Source organism: Prochlorococcus marinus str. MIT 9107 (assembly GCF_000759855.1).
Taxonomy (GTDB): domain Bacteria; phylum Cyanobacteriota; class Cyanobacteriia; order PCC-6307; family Cyanobiaceae; genus Prochlorococcus_A; species Prochlorococcus_A marinus_N.
Genome location: NZ_JNAI01000003.1, coordinates 25157 through 41754 on the forward strand (window position 1 = coordinate 25157; position 16598 = coordinate 41754).

Below are 16598 nucleotides of genomic sequence, written 5' to 3' on the forward strand. Positions count from 1 at the left end.
TACTTGGTAATTAAAACTTTTATGAAAGTTTCAAAGCAATTAAATAAACTAAAAAACTTAAATGTTGAGGCAGAAAAATGTTCTACAAGAGAAGAAGCAAAAAAAATAATTAATAAAGCGAATAAAGCACAAAGTAAAATTAACAAATAAATAAAAATAATTTTCCTTATTCATTATTTATAAATCTCATAAATATTTATTTAACACAAGAATACAATATTTATTTCTGATCATTGATGTCTTTGAAAATAATTAAAATGAGGAAATCGGCTGAAAGATTTAGATCAAATATAGAATGGTTAAATTCTATGCATTCATTTTCTTTTGCAGAGCATAGAGATCCAAAATGGGATAATTTTGGGAATATTAGAGTTATAAACGAAGATATTATTTCTCCTAATGCAGGTTTTAATACACATTCTCATGCAAATATGGAAATAATTAATGTCGTAACAAAAGGAGTAATAACTCATAGAGACTCTTTAAACAATCTTGGAAAGATTCACCAAAATGAAGTGCAAGTTATTTCCGCGGGTACTGGAATATCACATAGCTAGAAGAATGAAGAAAATGAGACCTGCAAGTTGTTCCAGATTTGGATATTCCCTCAAAAAGAAAATATCAAACCTCGCTATGACCAAATATCATTAAATGAAAAGTTGTGTGATAATATTATTTTTGATTACAAAAACGATAAAAATAATAAACTTTTCATAAATCAAAATATCTCTTTATGGCGTTGTAAATATAAATATATTAAAGAAAAAAATTACCATTAAAAATCGATAAATATAATTGGATACAAATAATAGAAGGTAATCTTTTATTAAAAAGTAAATATCCTAATTCTGATATATGTCTCTCTTCTGGAGATGGCTTGGGATTCGAAGTTATTAATTTTAAAGATATTTCTATAGATACAGAGAAATAACTAGATTTTCTTTTATTTTCAATGCCTTCATTATAGTTTATTTAACTTTATTTATTACTGATCAACTCCTTTATTAAATGCATTTAAGGCTTGCAAAGCCATATTAAGGTGAACTTCCATAGCTCCAAGAGCAATTAATGAATTAGGTGATTTATCTTTTAGTAAGTTTTCTTTTCTTTTTGATAGCACTTTAACTAATTTCTTAGTTGAGGCTTCCCAATTGTTTGTTAACTCGTCAAATTCTCTTTTTTCGGGGCTTTCTATTTCTGCTAATTCATCAGAAAAATGAGAATCTTTTTGCGCCTTCAGCATCAAGTAACTTAATTTTTTATGACTTATTGCTTGAGGTAATTTGTTAGATTCACTCATTGTTAGAAATAAATTTATATTTAAAATCTAACTAATTAAGCAAATATTTGCTAGTGGGGAAAGGGTTGTAATGACCGACCTGAAAAATACCTAATGATCTTTAAATAAAAACTGAATTAATTAATCTTTAATCTTTCACTTATTAGTTTCTTGAAATAATCTCCTCGCTCTTCATAATTTTTAAATTGATCAAAACTTGAGCATGAAGGTGAGAATAATAACGTCCCAAACTTATTATTTCGTAAATAATGAAAAACAAAATTTAAAAGCTCTTTGAGTTCTGAAAATTGAAAAATATCTTTTTTAAATCCTTCATTAATAAGCGCCATTTTTAGAACTTTTGAGCTTTCTCCAAAAAGAAAAACACACTTAACTTTTTTCTTTACAACTTTTATCCACTCGTTGTATTCATTGCCTTTTAATCTGCCTCCAGAAATTATTATAATTTGACCTTCAATTGAATTTATTCCCGCAATAGATGAATCAAAATTTGTAGCTTTACTATCATTAATTATTTCCAGATCATTATTCTTGTAAATTGTTTCCATCCTATGTGGTAATTGTTTGTAATTAGATAAAGAATCTTTAATCTTCTTTCCAGTTAATCCAACTTTTCTTGCTGCTGCTATTACTAATAGAAGATTTTGAAGATTATGCATTCCTTTTAAAGAAAAATGTTTAAGTTTGAATAGTTTCTTTCCTTTCTCAACAATGAATGCTTGATCATCTATCCAATAATCACATTTAATGTAATTTGATTTATCTAAACTAGTTGTTATCCATACCCCTCTTGATAATGAACTATAGTGATTTCTTAGATTTTTATCATCATAATTATAAATTCTAAAATGTGATTTTTCTAGCAAGCTTTTTTTTATGTTGAAATAGTTTTCAAGTGTTTTATGTCTTTCAAGATGATCTTCTGTGAAGGTTGTCCAGATTCCAATATTAGGTTTTACTTCTGGAGATATTTCTATTTGATAACTACTTAATTCAGATACAATCCAGTCAATTTCTTCGTGTTTTTTGGAGTAAGCATATTTACATAAAGGGGTACCAATATTGCCAGCAAAAGGAGCATACAATCCATTATCGCAGAGTATATGGCTTAGTAAATGAGTAACAGTAGTCTTGCCATTAGTGCCAGTAATACCTATACAATTTGTATCTTTTAAAATTGCCCATGCAATATTAATTTCTCCAATTACTTTAATTCCATTTTTTTTTAATTTAATAATAGTTTCATGGTCATAAGGTATTGATGGACTTACAACAACAGATTCAATCTCTTTCACAAAAGGATGAATTTCTTCAAAAACAAATTCTTTATTCAGCGAAACTAGTATATTAAGTTCTTCCAATTCTGTTTTTCTTTCTAAGAATTCTTTCCCATCTTTACTTTCCCAAACAATTACTCTCTTATTTATGCTTCTCAAATATTTGGCAGCCCAAAATCCAGAGTTACCTAATCCAATTACAAGATTAATATTTTTTCTTTTAATTAAATGATTATTATCTACCATTAAATTTATAATTGCATTTATATTAAGTGTGTTTGAGTGTTAATTCAATCATGAGATGTTTCTTAAGTATTTATATAATTTGCCAAATAAAAGTTAATTAATGGAAGATAATACTGCAAAATATTGGTTCTTTTGGTTTTATGAAAAGTGGGAGAAAAATGCTCCAGGTGAATTAATAGAGAAGGGTTTAACTCCATCTCAGATTGCTGAGCGCTTTGTTAATGAAAATAATGATGGTTTTATTGAATTATCAAAAAAAATTGATGAAAAAAATTATGTTGCCTTAACAGAATTTATGAAACTTTCAGAGAGTAAATTACATATCTTGAAGTATTTTCTAAAGTTAGTAAAAATGAAAAATTTATAAGAAGTCACAGAGTATTTCAAGGCTTTTTTCCCACAAATTTTTTCTTTCTTTTTTATTAATAGCGAAATGAGAAGTAGGGGATAGTTTTGGATGACCTCTGAAATTAAATTTAGGACCATAATGATCACCGCCTCTTGCATCTGGTGAAGTAGCTGCAAAAAGTTGAGGTAAAGCACCCATCTCAGCAGATTGAAAAATAGGGCTAAATAATTCCATGGAGAATGTTTCTATTGGACTAGGTTTAGGTTTTTGAGCAGTAAAGAGATTTGTTTTTGCAATTCCTGGGTGAGCAGCTAAAGAAAGTATATTTTTGTGTTTTAAGTTCTCATTGAGTTCAAAAGCAAACATTACGTTTGCCAATTTGCTATTGGAGTAAGATTCCCATTTGTTGTAATAGTTCTCTGCTTTCAGATTTTTCCAGCCAACTTTGCCAAAAAATTGCGCACCAGAAGTAACTGTTACTATTCTCGATTCATCTTTTTTTTCAATAATTGGGAGAAGCTTTAGGGTCAAAAGCATATGAGCTAGATGATTAACTGCAAATTGTATTTCATATCCTTGGACACTTAGTGTTTTAGGCGGATGCATTATGCCTGCATTATTGATAAGTAAATCCAAATTTTCAAAATCATCAAAAATTTTTGACTGAGCTTCAATAACATTTTTTAAATCTGACAAATCTAACTCTAAAGATGTAAATATTCCTTTTGGATTAAGACCTTTAAGTTTTTTGATAGTTTGATTAGCTTTTTCAAGAGATCTACAAGCTACAACTACATGAGCATTTTTTTCGGCTAAGGCCTTTGCGGTGTAGTATCCAAGACCACTATTTGCACCAGTAATTAGTGCTGTTTTGCCTGTAAGGTTTGGAATATTAGATGTTTCCCAGTTAGAGATTTTAGGTCTTGAAATAGTGGCAGTCATTTAGTAATCGTGCAAGTTGCTTTGGGATTTAACCAAAATTTAATTACTTTTCCACTGTAAATACTGTAAGTCAGTATCGTGAGCTCTTTTTGAAGGTACTATTTAATATTATTTTTCAATTGCATATTGCCATTCGTTATTTTGAGATAAACTTTTCTCTCTAAGTAACTGTAGTTTCCTACTATTTATTTTAATAACTATCCCATTAGTTGGATATTTCGCAAATATTTTTCTCTCTAACCAATTTTTTTTATATATTTCGATTTCGCTTGTAAGATTTGTGAAGTAACTATGAGGGGTGCTGAAGCCACATTTTTTAAGATAGTTAAGGGTTTCATATTGGTTAAGTCTTCCATTAAGTATTTGGAAACAGCAAAAGCTGAGACTTTCTCCAATCCCTTTCTTCTCATTGAGGTATTTTCTTGCAATTCTTTGGGAAATTCCGGCAATTTGGTTTGGAGTGTAAAGTTCACCTCTAATTTGAAAATCTCGTTTGATAGGAATACAATCGGGGACATTTTTAATTTGTTTAATCTTGCTTGAGACATTAAATCCTCTTTTTGTAATAGCTTTATTAAACTTGCCATTTATATATCTAATTGCTATAGCGCAACCGTCAATTTTTGGTTGAATGCTTAATCTTGTTTTTGTTAATAAACTTCCCAAAAAATCTTTGTAATTTTCTTTAGCTAATTTCGGCAGGATTCTATTATTTTTTTGACTAAAGTAGTCATATTTTGTATCAGCAGGTATGTAAAGTTTCTCGAGTTGTCTAAATGCTTCATCTGATATTACTTCTTCACCTATTCTATATTGCTCATCAAGATACTTAACATCTCTCTCTAATAAAGTATTCATAATATTTTAAAAAATATTTAAATATCTTCTAGAAAAAATTTTCTCTTATTTAAAATTTTTAAGATTAAAATTAAAACTAGATTTAAAAAGTGATTAACAACTAAATATCCTCCTACGCAGAGAGCAAATTAAGAGTATAAAATGAACATATTGAGAGTTTAAATTAAATACTTCAATCAAACATATTTACCTAAATTTGAATAAGGAAAATTTCAATGCTTAATTTTTAAAATAGTTTTTGAGGTTACTATTTATCCAAAAAAATTTAAATTTATCAGAAAATGTCATTTTTATTAAAAGCTCAAAGTATCTGGGATAATTTTGCGAAATATAAAATTAATCATTATGCAAAATTAAGAAATTTTGACTTTGGCCCAAATAGCGAAAGTTCAGTTTCAAAATTATCACCTTTCATTACGCATAGAATATTATCGGAATATGATTTGATTTATGATATTAAAAGTAAATACCAAAGAAAAAATTCAACTAAATTTGTTGAAGAAATATTTTGGAGAGTTTACTGGAAAGGGTCGATGGAAAATAGACCTGAAGTTTGGCAAAATTTTATTTCAGAAAAAAATCTTGATTTTGATTATGAGCTATATGAAAGTGCAATTAATGGTAATACAGAAATAGATTTTTTTAATGCCTGGGTTCTTGAATTAAAGAGGTACAACTATCTGCATAACCATACAAGAATGTGGTTTGCAAGTACTTGGATATTTAATTTAGGCCTCCCATGGCAATTGGGATCAAAGTTTTTCTTTAAATATCTTTTTGATGGTGATGCTGCATCTAATCTTCTTAGCTGGAGATGGTTCGGAGGATTGCAAACTAAGGGAAAGCAATATCTTTTTTCATCATCAAACCTCAGAAAATTTTCAAATAATAGATTTAATGCAGAAAAAATAATTAATAAACAAATTTTTCTTGAGGAATTGAATCAAATTCCATTAGAAGATGAGATTTATAAAAGTAATATGGATCCTAAATCAGATAATCTGATTATGTTTGAAAATGATCTGCACCTTGCAACCCTTAAAAATTTAATTCCAAGCTATAAAAAAGTATTTATTATCCTTCTAAAGAATGAACAAAGACAAATTAAATTGTCTGAATCTGTTTTGAAATTTAAACAAGATTTGGTCTCTGAATTTGTAGAGCAATTTGATAATGTTAAACAGATTGATCCATTTTCACTGGAAATTACTTTTAAAAATAATAAAGATATAGATATTATTTATCCTGGAGTGGGAGAAAATTATGATTTCATAACTGAGTTTAAAAATTTAAATAATAAAAAAATTTTTAATCTTGTTAGAGATGAAGATTTATTTGCGTGGAAATTTGCCAAAAAAGGGTTTTTCAAATTTAAAGATAATATTCCGAAAATCAATCAGAGAATATTCGAAAATTATTCAAAAAATAATTTTTAACTTAGTTGAATTCTTAATCAGAAAAAGAATCCCTTATTTAAGTAAGTATAAATACTTAATTAGGCGCGACTTTTGCTTTTTAATCCACGATGGATACTGTGACTAGTTATTTTTACTTAAGGTTAATTTTTTTATAGTGCTTTCAACAATTCTTACTAAGTCGTTTAGCAAAGATACTGCTTTATTAATTCTTAGAGTTATAACCGGAACTGTTCTTATTCATCACGGTTATGAGAAATTAGCAAATATAGAAAATTTTGCTGACGCTTTTGTTAGACCACTACACCTTCCATTCCCAATATTTTTATCATACATAGCGGCATTCTCAGAGATAGGTGGTAGTTGGTTACTAATTATCGGTCTAGCTACAAGATTCGGAGCTTTGGCAATTGTTGGAACAATTTCTGTAGCTATATATCATGCACTTGTTACTGCAGGTTTTAATATTTTTTTACTAGAGCTTTTACTTTTGTATTTCTCTTCAGCAACTTCAATTGCTTTAACAGGGCCTGGTAATTTCTCCTTGGATGAAGTTATTATTAGAATTTTGAAATCAGAAGATGAAGAGGAAATTATATCTTCAACAAGATCAAAATCTTTTAAGGAAGTTGAAATTAAAGAAGATACAAGCGAAGGTGGTTTATTTCAATTCCTTCAAGAGAACCTATTCTCAGATATTTCAAGCTAACTTTTTAGGATAAAGGCTATTTATTAGTTCTAACCTTTTGCGATAACTGTTTCTCTTCTCGAGTTTTATCTTAATTGTTGCTTCAGAAAGACTTATAAAAAGTCCTAAAGCAGTCACCCAAGATAAGAAAATAAAGGGGTTTTCTGGAATTTCCGAGAAATTCATATGAATAATACTTCTTTTTTAAAACTGACCGATCACTAAATGTTTTTCAACCTAAATATACAATTTAGAAATATTTAAGGATTAATTTCAACCTTTTCCCATTTCTTAATCTTTTCCCAAAGATATCTTTTATGAATAGGCTGTTCTAATTTAAGAAGATCTACTGAATCGATTTCAAAATTTAGAACTACAAAATTTTCTGACTTGGGTAGATTGGATAATATTTCATAACCAGATTGAACTTTTGGGTTTACTTTCTCTCCAGGAGATCCCCAAAACCAAGGAGATTTTGATTTTTCTGATAATGAATCCCAATAATTTTTGTTATCAAATAATTCACGTATTTTCCCTTTGAATCTATATTGTGATTTTGTTTTCAAAAAGAACCATAATATTTCTGCATTAGGGTTAGATTTTAAATGCCCAATTTTTTCACTTCTTCTATCTGTAAAAATAATCATTGAACTATCTTTATGCCATCCTCTGAAAACAACTGTTCTTAATCTTGGCTCATTTTCTTCGCTAACTGTTGCAAGCTGTATCCATCTATTAGAGGTTGATTTGCCCTCTTTTTTTCTAGAAGATTTTAAATCTTGTCTCCAACTTGGTAAGTGATTATAAAGCATTTAATTTAGGCAAAATAAGACCACTTTTCTTTTTATATTCTTCGAATGAATCATATTTTGAGAGCGATTTATCTTTTTTTGTCATTCTTGGTAGAAAAACTATAAAGAAAAATATTGCAAGGATTACTAATGGAATGAAACTCATTGAGAGGATAGCGAATGATAGATAAATTAAAATTTCACCTAGATAATTTGTATTTCTTATATTTTTGAAAAATCCTTCTTTAATTAGATCTTTTTTTAATTTAAGAGAAAAATATTTTTGGGCATCACTAGCGAAGTGTAAAAACACCCCAACTATATTTGTAGATATAGATACAGCAATTACCACATTTGGAACAGATTTCTGAGATGAGATAAGAATGAAGGGAGCTATCCAGTAACTCCCAAGGAAAATAAAACCAGTAACTGAAGTTAAAAAATTGATTTTTTCTTTAAAATAGGGATCTGGAAATATCTTTTCTTTGAGTAGCCAAAGCAATCCATAAGTACCATGCAATGCTAAATAAACGTAGGGCGCGATTGTAAAATTATCAAAAAATATCATAAGTCCTATCACTACAAAAGCAGTGAGCCCTTTGTGAAGATTAATTATTTGATTAAGTTTCATCTTTTTTAATAATCTAAAAAATGAAATTATTTTCTGTGGATATAACCTAAGTCGCCAAAAAATTTCATGGGCGATACTGGATTCGAACCAGTGGCCACTACCGTGTCGAGGTAGTGCTCTACCACTGAGCTAATCGCCCAAATTGAAGAATTTTTAATCCCCCTTATATGAAAATAGCAGGTTGCGTTTCATTTTCTAAGTAATTTAACTTTCCATCGTTCTCTTTTGGTGATTTCTAAATTTAGAATTTCGATAAATCCTTTATTTTCAAGTTCTAGTTTGTCGCCAATTTTTAAATTAATAGTTGGCTTATTAACTTTGCTTCCATTTAATCTGAGCATTCCATTTTCTATCCTTTCAATAATTTTGGTTCGTGATATCCTAAAACCTGCTGAAGCTATAGCGTCTATTCTTGTTGAAGCTTCTACTGTATTAACTAGTTTTTTTGATCTTCCAGAAGGTATTTGTAATTCGTCTATACCAATCAAATTTATTTTTACTTTTACGTCTCTCAAATAAAAAATCTTTTCATTTAGATATTCAATATCTAAACTATCTATTATCCCTTGTGCTCCCCTATCGCCAATAGTCCATATATCTCCAACTTTTATTTTATTTACCCCATTTTCAATTAAGAGGGATCTAAAATCGTCTTGTGAAGCATTATCAAATAAAAAATTGCCATTAATTTTTAACCCTTGAGCAGGAAAATTATTTTTTAGCGCATTCTCTTCAGGAATATTATCTCCTCTATAGCAAGCTATTCTAGATCTTTGAGAAGAGGAGAATCCTCCATAAATAAAAAATTTAAAATCATTTAAATTTTCAAAATCTTTTAAAATCTCTTCGCAAATATAAGTTGAATTAAATCCAGTCCAATAAGTTTCCCAGTGTTTGTAAGCTAAGCTAGCAATATTTATTAATTCCTCAGTTTCTTTTTTGTAGTTTGAATTTATTAAGATTTCTTTTAAGTCAATCATTTAACCTTCTAAAAAAATTATATCTTTTGCTTCTGATTGTTTTATCAAAGCCCAAGGTAATTCGGTCCCAATTTGATTTTCAATTAGAACAAGCCATTTGCCCTCTTTATTAAAGTTAATAATTGATCGCAATTCTTTATTTCTATTGATGTTGATACTTGCAGCAGAAACAATGCTTCCTAAATATCCTGAACCCATGCCTAAAAGACCTCCAATTAATGATTCCCCTATGTTATTTAAACCAAGAAAGCTGAAGGTAGATAAATTTGTCATATTAGAAAAAGCTATTCCAGCTATAAACCCAAATGGCATCAGCCATCTACTCATTTCTTTTTGTCTAATCTTTCTATCAAGTTTAGGATTTAAGATTCTTATATCTTCAAAATTTTGAGATTTGAATAAGATATTTGCTTTCGCATTTAGCAATTCTGTTTCGTCTGATGATATTTTCTCACTTATTGGTGGGATCAAAATAGCTTCTGAAAGCATTACTGATTTTTCTTTGAAAACATCAAATAGTTGAACACATTTATCGATGTCTTCAAATATCACAATACTTTTTGTCAAATCTCAATCCTCAAATGTTTGTGTGTTATTCAAATTAATAAAATAAGATACATACACTATAGATTAAGTTAAAGTAAAAGATTAAAGAACCAATCTTAAATGACAAAAGTTCTCATTACAGATCCAATTGATCAAACAGGAATCGATATTCTTTCACAAGTTGCTCAGGTTGATGAGAAGATAGGAATCTCAGACTCTGAGTTAGCTTCCATTATTAAAGATTATGATGCTTTAATGATTCGCTCTGGTACTCAAGTGACTGAAGAAATTATTAACTCTTCAAGCAAACTGAGAATTATTGGAAGAGCAGGAGTTGGAGTCGATAATGTAGATGTTAAGTCTGCTACGCAAAAAGGCGTTCTTGTTGTTAATTCTCCAGGAGGTAACACAATAGCCGCTGCTGAGCATACCATAGCTATGATGTTGGCCTTATCTAGGCATATTCCAATAGCTAATAGCAGTACTTTGTCAGGTAAATGGGAGAGAAAGAAATTTGTTGGAAATGAGCTTTATGAGAAAAAATTAGGAGTCGTAGGTTTAGGAAAAATTGGTGCTCATGTAGCGAAAGTTGCTAATGCATTAGGAATGGAAGTTTACGGATATGATCCCTTTGTTTCAAATGAAAGAGCTCAACAAATACAAGTTAAACTTTCTGAACTAGAGGTCTTATTCCAACAATCCGATTATGTGACTTTGCATTTGCCTCGCACACCAGAGACAGAGAATTTAGTAAATATGAAGGTGCTTAAAAGTATGAAAAGTAGCGCAAAATTAATTAATTGTGCTCGAGGAGGCTTGATTGACGAAGAAGCATTAGCAGAAGCTTTAAATAAATCCTTGATTGGAGGAGCAGCAATAGATGTCTTTGCTAAAGAACCTTTGGAATCGAATTCACCACTTCTAAAAGTTAAAAAAAATCTTATTCTTACCCCTCATTTAGGAGCATCTACTAGGGAAGCACAAGAGAATGTAGCTGTTGATGTAGCCGAACAAATAAGAGATGTCTTGCTTGGTTTATCTGCTAGAACCGCCGTTAATATTCCTGGTTTAAGTCCTGACATTATGGATAGTCTAAAACCTCATTTGCAGTTGGCTGAAACAATGGGACTGCTTATAAGTCAGCTTTCGGGCGGACAGATACAGAAACTAGAGGTAAAGCTTCAAGGTGAATTTGTTCAACATCCTTCCCAGCCATTGATAATAGCTAGTTTAAAAGGGCTACTAAGTAAGGCTTTGGGAGATAGGATAAATTATGTGAATGCTTCTCTAGAAGCAGAATCTAGAGGTATTTCAGTTGTTGAGAGTAAAGATGAGGCAAGACCTGAATTTGCTAGTGGATCGCTTCAGTTAACTACTTATGGGAATAATGGCGACCATAGCGTCGCAGGGAGTATCTTTGCTGATGGAGAATTAAGAATTATTAGTATTGATCAATATCCAGTTAATGTATCGCCAAGCAGATATATGTTGGTTACAAGGCATAGAGATATGCCGGGTATTATTGGCAAGCTGGGGTCTTTATTAGGTAGCAACAATGTAAATATTGCCTCTATGCAGGTTGGACGCAAAATTGTTAGAGGAGAAGCTGTTATGGTTTTAAGTATTGATGATCCAATACCTAATAAGTTGCTTGACACCATTATTGATGTAGAGGGTATTACTAGTGCTAATCCAGTTACTTTGTGAAAGTCTTATTCTAGTTAATGGCAATTAAAGACTGGTATAAAATAACCTTTCAGATAGAAAGTGATTTAGAAGATATTATTATTTGGAAATTAAACGAACTAGGAATTTTCAGTTTTTCATTCGAATATTTAAAAAAAACTGAAAATAAAAAAGAAGTGAATATTTGGCTTCCAATTGATGCATGGGACAAGAATTCTAGAAGTGATTTTGAAAAAATAATTAGCAAACTTCTAAATATTAACGACTCTAAAAATCAATTTTTTAACTGGAGTCTTATTAAAGAAGAGGATTGGTTAACAAGCTGGAAAAAATATTGGGCTCCTGAATTAGTAGGGAATCATTTTTTAATATTGCCTTGTTGGATAAATTTGAATGAAAAATTTAAGGATAAGCAAATTATAAAAATTGACCCCGGTGCGGCCTTTGGTACTGGTAGTCACCCTTCAACCTATCTTTGTTTAGAAAAAATGGAGAATATTCTATTTTATGATAAAAAGGTATTAGATATTGGAAGCGGTAGCGGGATTTTGAGCATTGCTGCAAGATTACTTGGAGCAAAAGAGGTTTGTGCATTAGATAATGATTATCTAGCTGTAAATTCTACTAACTCTAATTTTCAACTAAATTTCGGAAATTTAAATAACCTAAAAACATATTTGGGATCTTTTGATGAGGTAATTTTAAAAAATCAACTCGAACAATTTGATTGTGTTTTATGCAATATTCTTGCTGATGTAATAAAAGGAATGATTCCAAATATTTATAAGTGTTTAAGAAATAATGGGGAAGTCATTTTCAGTGGAATTCTGAATTCACAAAAAGATGAAATTATAAAAATATTAATTCAAAATAACTTGAAATTATTGGACGTATCATCTAGAAAAGATTGGGCGTGTATTTCTGCGCAAAAAGCCAGTAAGTTGCCCTAAGCATAAGTTTTACTTATCGATACTCTTAAATACATTTTATTGTGTCATTTTTTACTTCAAAATCTCACATATCGTCCTAATCGATGTTAAAAATGTAATTGATAGGTATTAGTTACCAACAATTTTTTATTAAAATGGCTTCTTACAAAGTTACATTCATCAGCGAAGGCGAAGGTCTCAATTCAACTATTGAAGTACCTGATGATCAATACATTCTTGACGCAGCTGAGGAGCAGGGTATAGATCTCCCTTATTCGTGTAGAGCTGGAGCATGTTCAACATGTGCTGGGAAAGTGACTTCAGGGAGTGTTGATCAATCAGACCAGAGTTTCTTAGATGATGATCAACTAGCAGCTGGTTTTGTACTTACATGTGTTGCTTATCCAACATCTGATGTAACTATTACTACTCACGCTGAGGAAGAATTGTATTAATTATAAAAAATTAACTTTTTTAAGTTGATAATTTATTATTTCTCTGCCACCATCTATGAAGGTGGCTTTTTTATGTAAATGAATAAATTTGAATTTTTTAAAACTGGAAGTATTCAATCAAGTTACGGTGGCCAGTACAGTTATAAGGTTATTGGACCATGCTGCAGACTTTACGATAGGGAAGAGTTACCTTGGCCCTGTTCAAGGCTTGCTTGGAGAAGTAAGGAACCAAGTTGGAGAAGGATAGGGTCTAGGTTTGTAGCAGATATGGCTTCGAGAAAATGTCCATCTTATTCGGTTAAGATCTTAGAGCCTGGTTCAAAACAAGTTGAAACCGTAATTACCCTTTTCTCAAAGAAATTTTCTTCTGATATACAGGAATGGTGGTATAGCAAAAAGCCAGCCTCAAAAGAGCCTGGCAATATCTTCCCTTTTGAAGTTAATTAGCTTTAATACTATGCTTTTGGTTTAGGAGGCATATAACCTTTTAAACCAGTGCATTCCAGACTATCTATTGTATCAACTCCAGTTTTCGGGTTAGTTCCACTAGCTCTTTCACATAATGATTTTCTCTGAGAAAGATCAAGATTTGCATCAGTAAAGTCTGCCCCATCAATAATTGCTCCATCAAAAACACTTTTCATTAGCTCTCCATTAGTTAGATTTGCATCTGTAAAATCAGCATTATCGAAGCGGGTTGCATACGCAATAAGGTCCTTCATGTTGGCCCCTTTAAAACTAGAGTTTTTTGCTGTTGTTACGCTCATATATGCGCCTTGTAGATTAGCTTCACCTAAATCTTGATTAGACAAATCATACTTAACATATTCAGTATTATGAAGGTCGGCACCGTGAAGATCGTCTTTTAGTACGTCAACTGATGAAGGATCACTAGGATAAAGAGCATTAGCAGAAATTGGATTAAGAAGTAAACCAATAATTAAGGGAAGAAAAATAAGTAGTCTTTTACAAGACTTATGTAGTGATGAAAAAATAGAAACCATTTCGATCAACATCAATATAGAAAACCTATGACTATTATTCCATGGGTTGGTCATTTACGACTCTTCTTCTCACGAACTGTTGCAGTTTATTTAATTTCTGCAGTAAGAAAATCTTTTGCAAGTTGAGTATTTGGAAAAACTTTTTGCGCCTCTTTAAGCAAATCGCTTGGCGTAATTGCATTTTTATTAGAGTATCTCGGACTTAAATGAGTAATAATTAATTTTTTTGTATTAGATAATAATGCTGTTTTAGCAGCCATGATTGTTGTGGAATGTAATTTTTCGTAGGCCATGCTCTCATCTTCCTCTGAAAATGTCGATTCATGTACCAATAAATCGGCATTTTCTGATAATGAAACCGCTGATTCGCTAAAGACAGTATCTGTACAATAAACAAAACTTTTACCCTTCCTAGGAGGTCCACAAAAATCTTTTCCATTAAATGACCTGCCATCCGCCAATACGACTTTTTTACCTTGTTGCAGTTCTGAATAGATTGGCCCAGGTTTTATATTCATATATTGTGCCTTTTTTATATCAAATATACCCGGCTTATCTTTTTCACTTACTCGATAACCATAAGCAGGTATTTTATGTTTAAGGCGAGCGCAATTAACCTTTATAGCGTTATTCTCAAATAAAATTTGATTTTTTGATGCACAATTTTCAACTTCCACGAAATGCAATGGAAACGATAATTTGCAAAAACTACTTCTAAGTGCAGAATTTAAAAACCCTCGCAGCTCTGAAGGACCGAAAATTTCAATACCCTTACTATTTCCTGATAAACCTAAGGTAGCTAAAAGTCCTGGTAAACCATAAATATGATCTCCATGCATATGGGTAATAAATATTTTCTTGATTTGTGAAGATTTAATATTACTTTTCATTATTTGATGCTGTGTTCCCTCTCCACAGTCAAAAAGCCAAACTTCTGAAGATTGTGATAATTTAAGTGCTAATGAAGAAACATTTCTAGTTAAGGAGGGAACTCCTGAACTTGTTCCTAAGAAGGTAACATTCACTTATTATGATATTTTTATTTGAAATATGGATTAAATCTAGACTTTTAGTCAAACTTAGGCAAATTAAGAATTCGTTTTTCAAACAAAGTGAAATTTAAATATATAAAAATTACTCATAATTACTTTTTAATATTTATTTTAAATTTTTGCGTTTTTCAGACAAGACCTTTACTTGCTTCAAGAATACCTACTATAAGGGTTTTAATTTCAAAAAATAAAAAAATCAGGATTAGAGCTGATAGAGCAATCCCATTGACTGTTGAAGGGCAAAAATTTTCTAATAAAAAATTTAAAGGTTTAACTTTAAAAATGGAAAGTAATAGAAAATTTATGTTTTTTGATAATAACAAACAAAAAATTTATGATCTGAAGAATAAAGATAAATTTGTAATTAAAACTTCAGACCTTAGAGGTATTTGGGTTGGTCAGAAAAGATATGCAGGAAAATTGAAGATTTTTGTAATTGATAATGAGATATTGGTAGTTAATGTTCTTGGGGTTGAGAATTATCTGAGTAGTGTTGTTGGTTCAGAAATGCCAACTAAATGGCCTATTGAAGCATTAAAAGCACAAGCAATTGCTTCAAGAACTTATGCTTTGAAGCAAAAAGGCAATGCTCAATATGATATTGATTCGACAAATAAGAATCAGGTTTATAGTGGCCTTGAGGCAAGAACTTATAAAACTACAAAAGCTGTAAATAGTACAAAAGCATTAGTCTTGGTCTATAAAAACAAATTAATTAATTCTTTATTTCATAGTAGTTCAGCTGGAATGACCGAAAATAGTCAAGATGTATGGGAGAATGAATACCCATATTTATCAAGCGTTAAAGACTTTGATAAAAACAACCCTAAACTTCGATGGCAGAAAAGATTTTCAAATAAACAATTACAAAAATTATTTCCAAAGATTGGAGGCATAAAACAAATTGAGATTTTAAAAATAACGGATACAGGAAGAGTACAAAATGTAAAAATTCAAGGTGATTATGGATCGGATCAAATTTCAGGAGTAAATATACGAAAAAGATTGAATCTTAAAAGTACTTTAGTAAGATTTAAATTAACTGAAGATAATGGAACTAAATCAGATAATGAGAATAACAAACTATTATCAACTACATTATTAGAAGACAAACCCTTAACCCATATTGTTAAACCAGGCGATAGCTTATTTGATATCGCGGATCAATACAAAGTAAGTTTTCATGAAATAGTTACCTTCAATAATATTAAAGATCCATCAGTAATAAATATAAATCAAAAATTATTAATTCCAAGAAACCCTGGAAATAATTTACCCAACGTAGAAAAGATTTTAGTGGTTTCAGGATATGGTTCTGGTCATGGTGTAGGAATGAGCCAATGGGGAGCAAAATATATGGCTACTAAAGGAGCAAAAGCTAAGGCAATATTAAAACATTTTTATAGAGGAGTTAAAATAAAACCTTTTAAAAGATATTTTTTATAAAAA

The 16598-nt window shown here is 30.3% G+C and carries 20 protein-coding genes and 1 tRNA gene; 10 read left to right on the top strand and 11 right to left on the bottom strand.

Annotated features, from left to right (window positions below; genetic code table 11):
* Positions 1-21: 21 nt before the first annotated feature.
* Both EU92_RS10250 and EU92_RS10170 read left to right on the top strand, forming a co-directional pair.
* Positions 22-150, top strand: a complete 129-nt coding sequence (locus EU92_RS10250; protein WP_257469953.1) for a hypothetical protein — start codon at positions 22-24, stop codon at positions 148-150.
* Between the two features lie 107 nt (positions 151-257).
* On the top strand, positions 258-557 hold the full coding sequence (locus EU92_RS10170; RefSeq protein WP_241432553.1) for a pirin family protein: 300 nt from the start codon (positions 258-260) through the stop codon (positions 555-557).
* Between the two features lie 428 nt (positions 558-985).
* Here EU92_RS10170 and EU92_RS07300 read toward each other — a convergent pair whose 3' ends face one another.
* Both EU92_RS07300 and murD read right to left on the bottom strand, forming a co-directional pair.
* Positions 986-1300 (bottom strand): hypothetical protein, encoded by a 315-nt coding sequence (locus EU92_RS07300; protein ID WP_032513168.1) that lies wholly within the window; start codon positions 1298-1300, stop codon positions 986-988.
* A 116-nt stretch (positions 1301-1416) separates the two neighbouring features.
* Entirely contained in the window at positions 1417-2823 is a 1407-nt protein-coding gene (murD, locus tag EU92_RS0108790) for a UDP-N-acetylmuramoyl-L-alanine--D-glutamate ligase (RefSeq protein WP_032513167.1), read from the bottom strand.
* A 100-nt stretch (positions 2824-2923) separates the two neighbouring features.
* On the opposite strand from murD, the gene EU92_RS07295 reads away from it, so the two are divergent.
* On the top strand, positions 2924-3190 hold the full coding sequence (locus EU92_RS07295) for a hypothetical protein (protein WP_032513166.1): 267 nt from the start codon (positions 2924-2926) through the stop codon (positions 3188-3190).
* On the opposite strand, the gene EU92_RS07290 is transcribed toward EU92_RS07295, so the two are convergent.
* Together EU92_RS07290 and EU92_RS07285 are read right to left on the bottom strand one after the other, a co-directional pair.
* Complete coding sequence (locus EU92_RS07290; RefSeq protein WP_032523512.1) at positions 3185-4114, bottom strand: oxidoreductase; 930 nt, start codon at positions 4112-4114, stop codon at positions 3185-3187. The genes EU92_RS07295 and EU92_RS07290 overlap by 6 nt on opposite strands.
* A 108-nt stretch (positions 4115-4222) precedes the next feature.
* Entirely contained in the window at positions 4223-4972 is a 750-nt protein-coding gene (locus tag EU92_RS07285; protein WP_032513164.1) for an NAD-dependent DNA ligase, read from the bottom strand.
* A gap of 281 nt (positions 4973-5253) precedes the next feature.
* Here EU92_RS07285 and EU92_RS07280 point away from each other — a divergent pair, with 281 nt between their 5' ends.
* Together EU92_RS07280 and EU92_RS07275 are read left to right on the top strand one after the other, a co-directional pair.
* Positions 5254-6408, top strand: a complete 1155-nt coding sequence (locus tag EU92_RS07280) for an FAD-binding domain-containing protein (RefSeq protein WP_032523513.1) — start codon at positions 5254-5256, stop codon at positions 6406-6408.
* Between the two features lie 136 nt (positions 6409-6544).
* Entirely contained in the window at positions 6545-7096 is a 552-nt protein-coding gene (locus EU92_RS07275) for a DoxX family protein (RefSeq protein WP_032513162.1), read from the top strand.
* A 239-nt stretch (positions 7097-7335) separates the two neighbouring features.
* On the opposite strand, the gene EU92_RS07270 is transcribed toward EU92_RS07275, so the two are convergent.
* The 5 genes from EU92_RS07270 to EU92_RS07250 all read right to left on the bottom strand — a co-directional run bounded on the left by EU92_RS07270 (position 7336) and on the right by EU92_RS07250 (position 10044).
* Positions 7336-7887 (bottom strand): pyridoxamine 5'-phosphate oxidase family protein, encoded by a 552-nt coding sequence (locus EU92_RS07270; RefSeq protein WP_032513161.1) that lies wholly within the window; start codon positions 7885-7887, stop codon positions 7336-7338.
* Positions 7877-8497, bottom strand: coding sequence for a DUF1295 domain-containing protein (locus tag EU92_RS07265; RefSeq protein ID WP_032513193.1), 621 nt, complete (start codon positions 8495-8497; stop codon positions 7877-7879). Before EU92_RS07265 ends, EU92_RS07270 begins: the two co-directional genes overlap by 11 nt.
* 67 nt (positions 8498-8564) lie before the next feature.
* Positions 8565-8636 (bottom strand) — tRNA-Val (locus tag EU92_RS07260).
* Positions 8637-8685: 49 nt separating this feature from the next.
* Positions 8686-9477, bottom strand: coding sequence for a photosystem II S4 domain protein (locus EU92_RS07255; RefSeq protein WP_032513160.1), 792 nt, complete (start codon positions 9475-9477; stop codon positions 8686-8688).
* On the bottom strand, positions 9478-10044 hold the full coding sequence (locus EU92_RS07250) for a hypothetical protein (protein WP_032513159.1): 567 nt from the start codon (positions 10042-10044) through the stop codon (positions 9478-9480).
* 99 nt (positions 10045-10143) lie between these two features.
* Here EU92_RS07250 and serA point away from each other — a divergent pair, with 99 nt between their 5' ends.
* The 4 genes from serA to EU92_RS0108795 all read left to right on the top strand — a co-directional run bounded on the left by serA (position 10144) and on the right by EU92_RS0108795 (position 13540).
* The gene (gene serA / locus EU92_RS07245) at positions 10144-11730 is read left to right on the top strand and encodes a phosphoglycerate dehydrogenase (RefSeq protein ID WP_032513158.1); all 1587 of its coding nucleotides are present in this window, start codon (positions 10144-10146) and stop codon (positions 11728-11730) included.
* 17 nt (positions 11731-11747) lie between these two features.
* On the top strand, positions 11748-12659 hold the full coding sequence (gene prmA, locus EU92_RS07240) for a 50S ribosomal protein L11 methyltransferase (protein ID WP_032513157.1): 912 nt from the start codon (positions 11748-11750) through the stop codon (positions 12657-12659).
* Positions 12660-12793: 134 nt separating this feature from the next.
* A complete protein-coding gene (locus EU92_RS07235) occupies positions 12794-13093 on the top strand; it encodes a ferredoxin (protein ID WP_032513156.1) in 300 nt (99 codons plus the stop codon).
* A gap of 78 nt (positions 13094-13171) precedes the next feature.
* Positions 13172-13540 carry a hypothetical protein gene (locus tag EU92_RS0108795; RefSeq protein ID WP_032523379.1) on the top strand — a complete coding sequence of 123 codons (369 nt, stop codon included), beginning with the start codon at positions 13172-13174 and terminating at the stop codon, positions 13538-13540.
* A gap of 8 nt (positions 13541-13548) precedes the next feature.
* On the opposite strand, the gene EU92_RS07230 is transcribed toward EU92_RS0108795, so the two are convergent.
* Together EU92_RS07230 and rnz are read right to left on the bottom strand one after the other, a co-directional pair.
* A complete protein-coding gene (locus EU92_RS07230) occupies positions 13549-14109 on the bottom strand; it encodes a pentapeptide repeat-containing protein (protein ID WP_193741721.1) in 561 nt (186 codons plus the stop codon).
* Between the two features lie 74 nt (positions 14110-14183).
* Entirely contained in the window at positions 14184-15122 is a 939-nt protein-coding gene (rnz, locus tag EU92_RS07225) for a ribonuclease Z (RefSeq protein WP_032513153.1), read from the bottom strand.
* A gap of 87 nt (positions 15123-15209) precedes the next feature.
* On the opposite strand from rnz, the gene EU92_RS07220 reads away from it, so the two are divergent.
* Complete coding sequence (locus tag EU92_RS07220) at positions 15210-16595, top strand: SpoIID/LytB domain-containing protein (RefSeq protein WP_032523514.1); 1386 nt, start codon at positions 15210-15212, stop codon at positions 16593-16595.
* Positions 16596-16598: the final 3 nt, after the last annotated feature.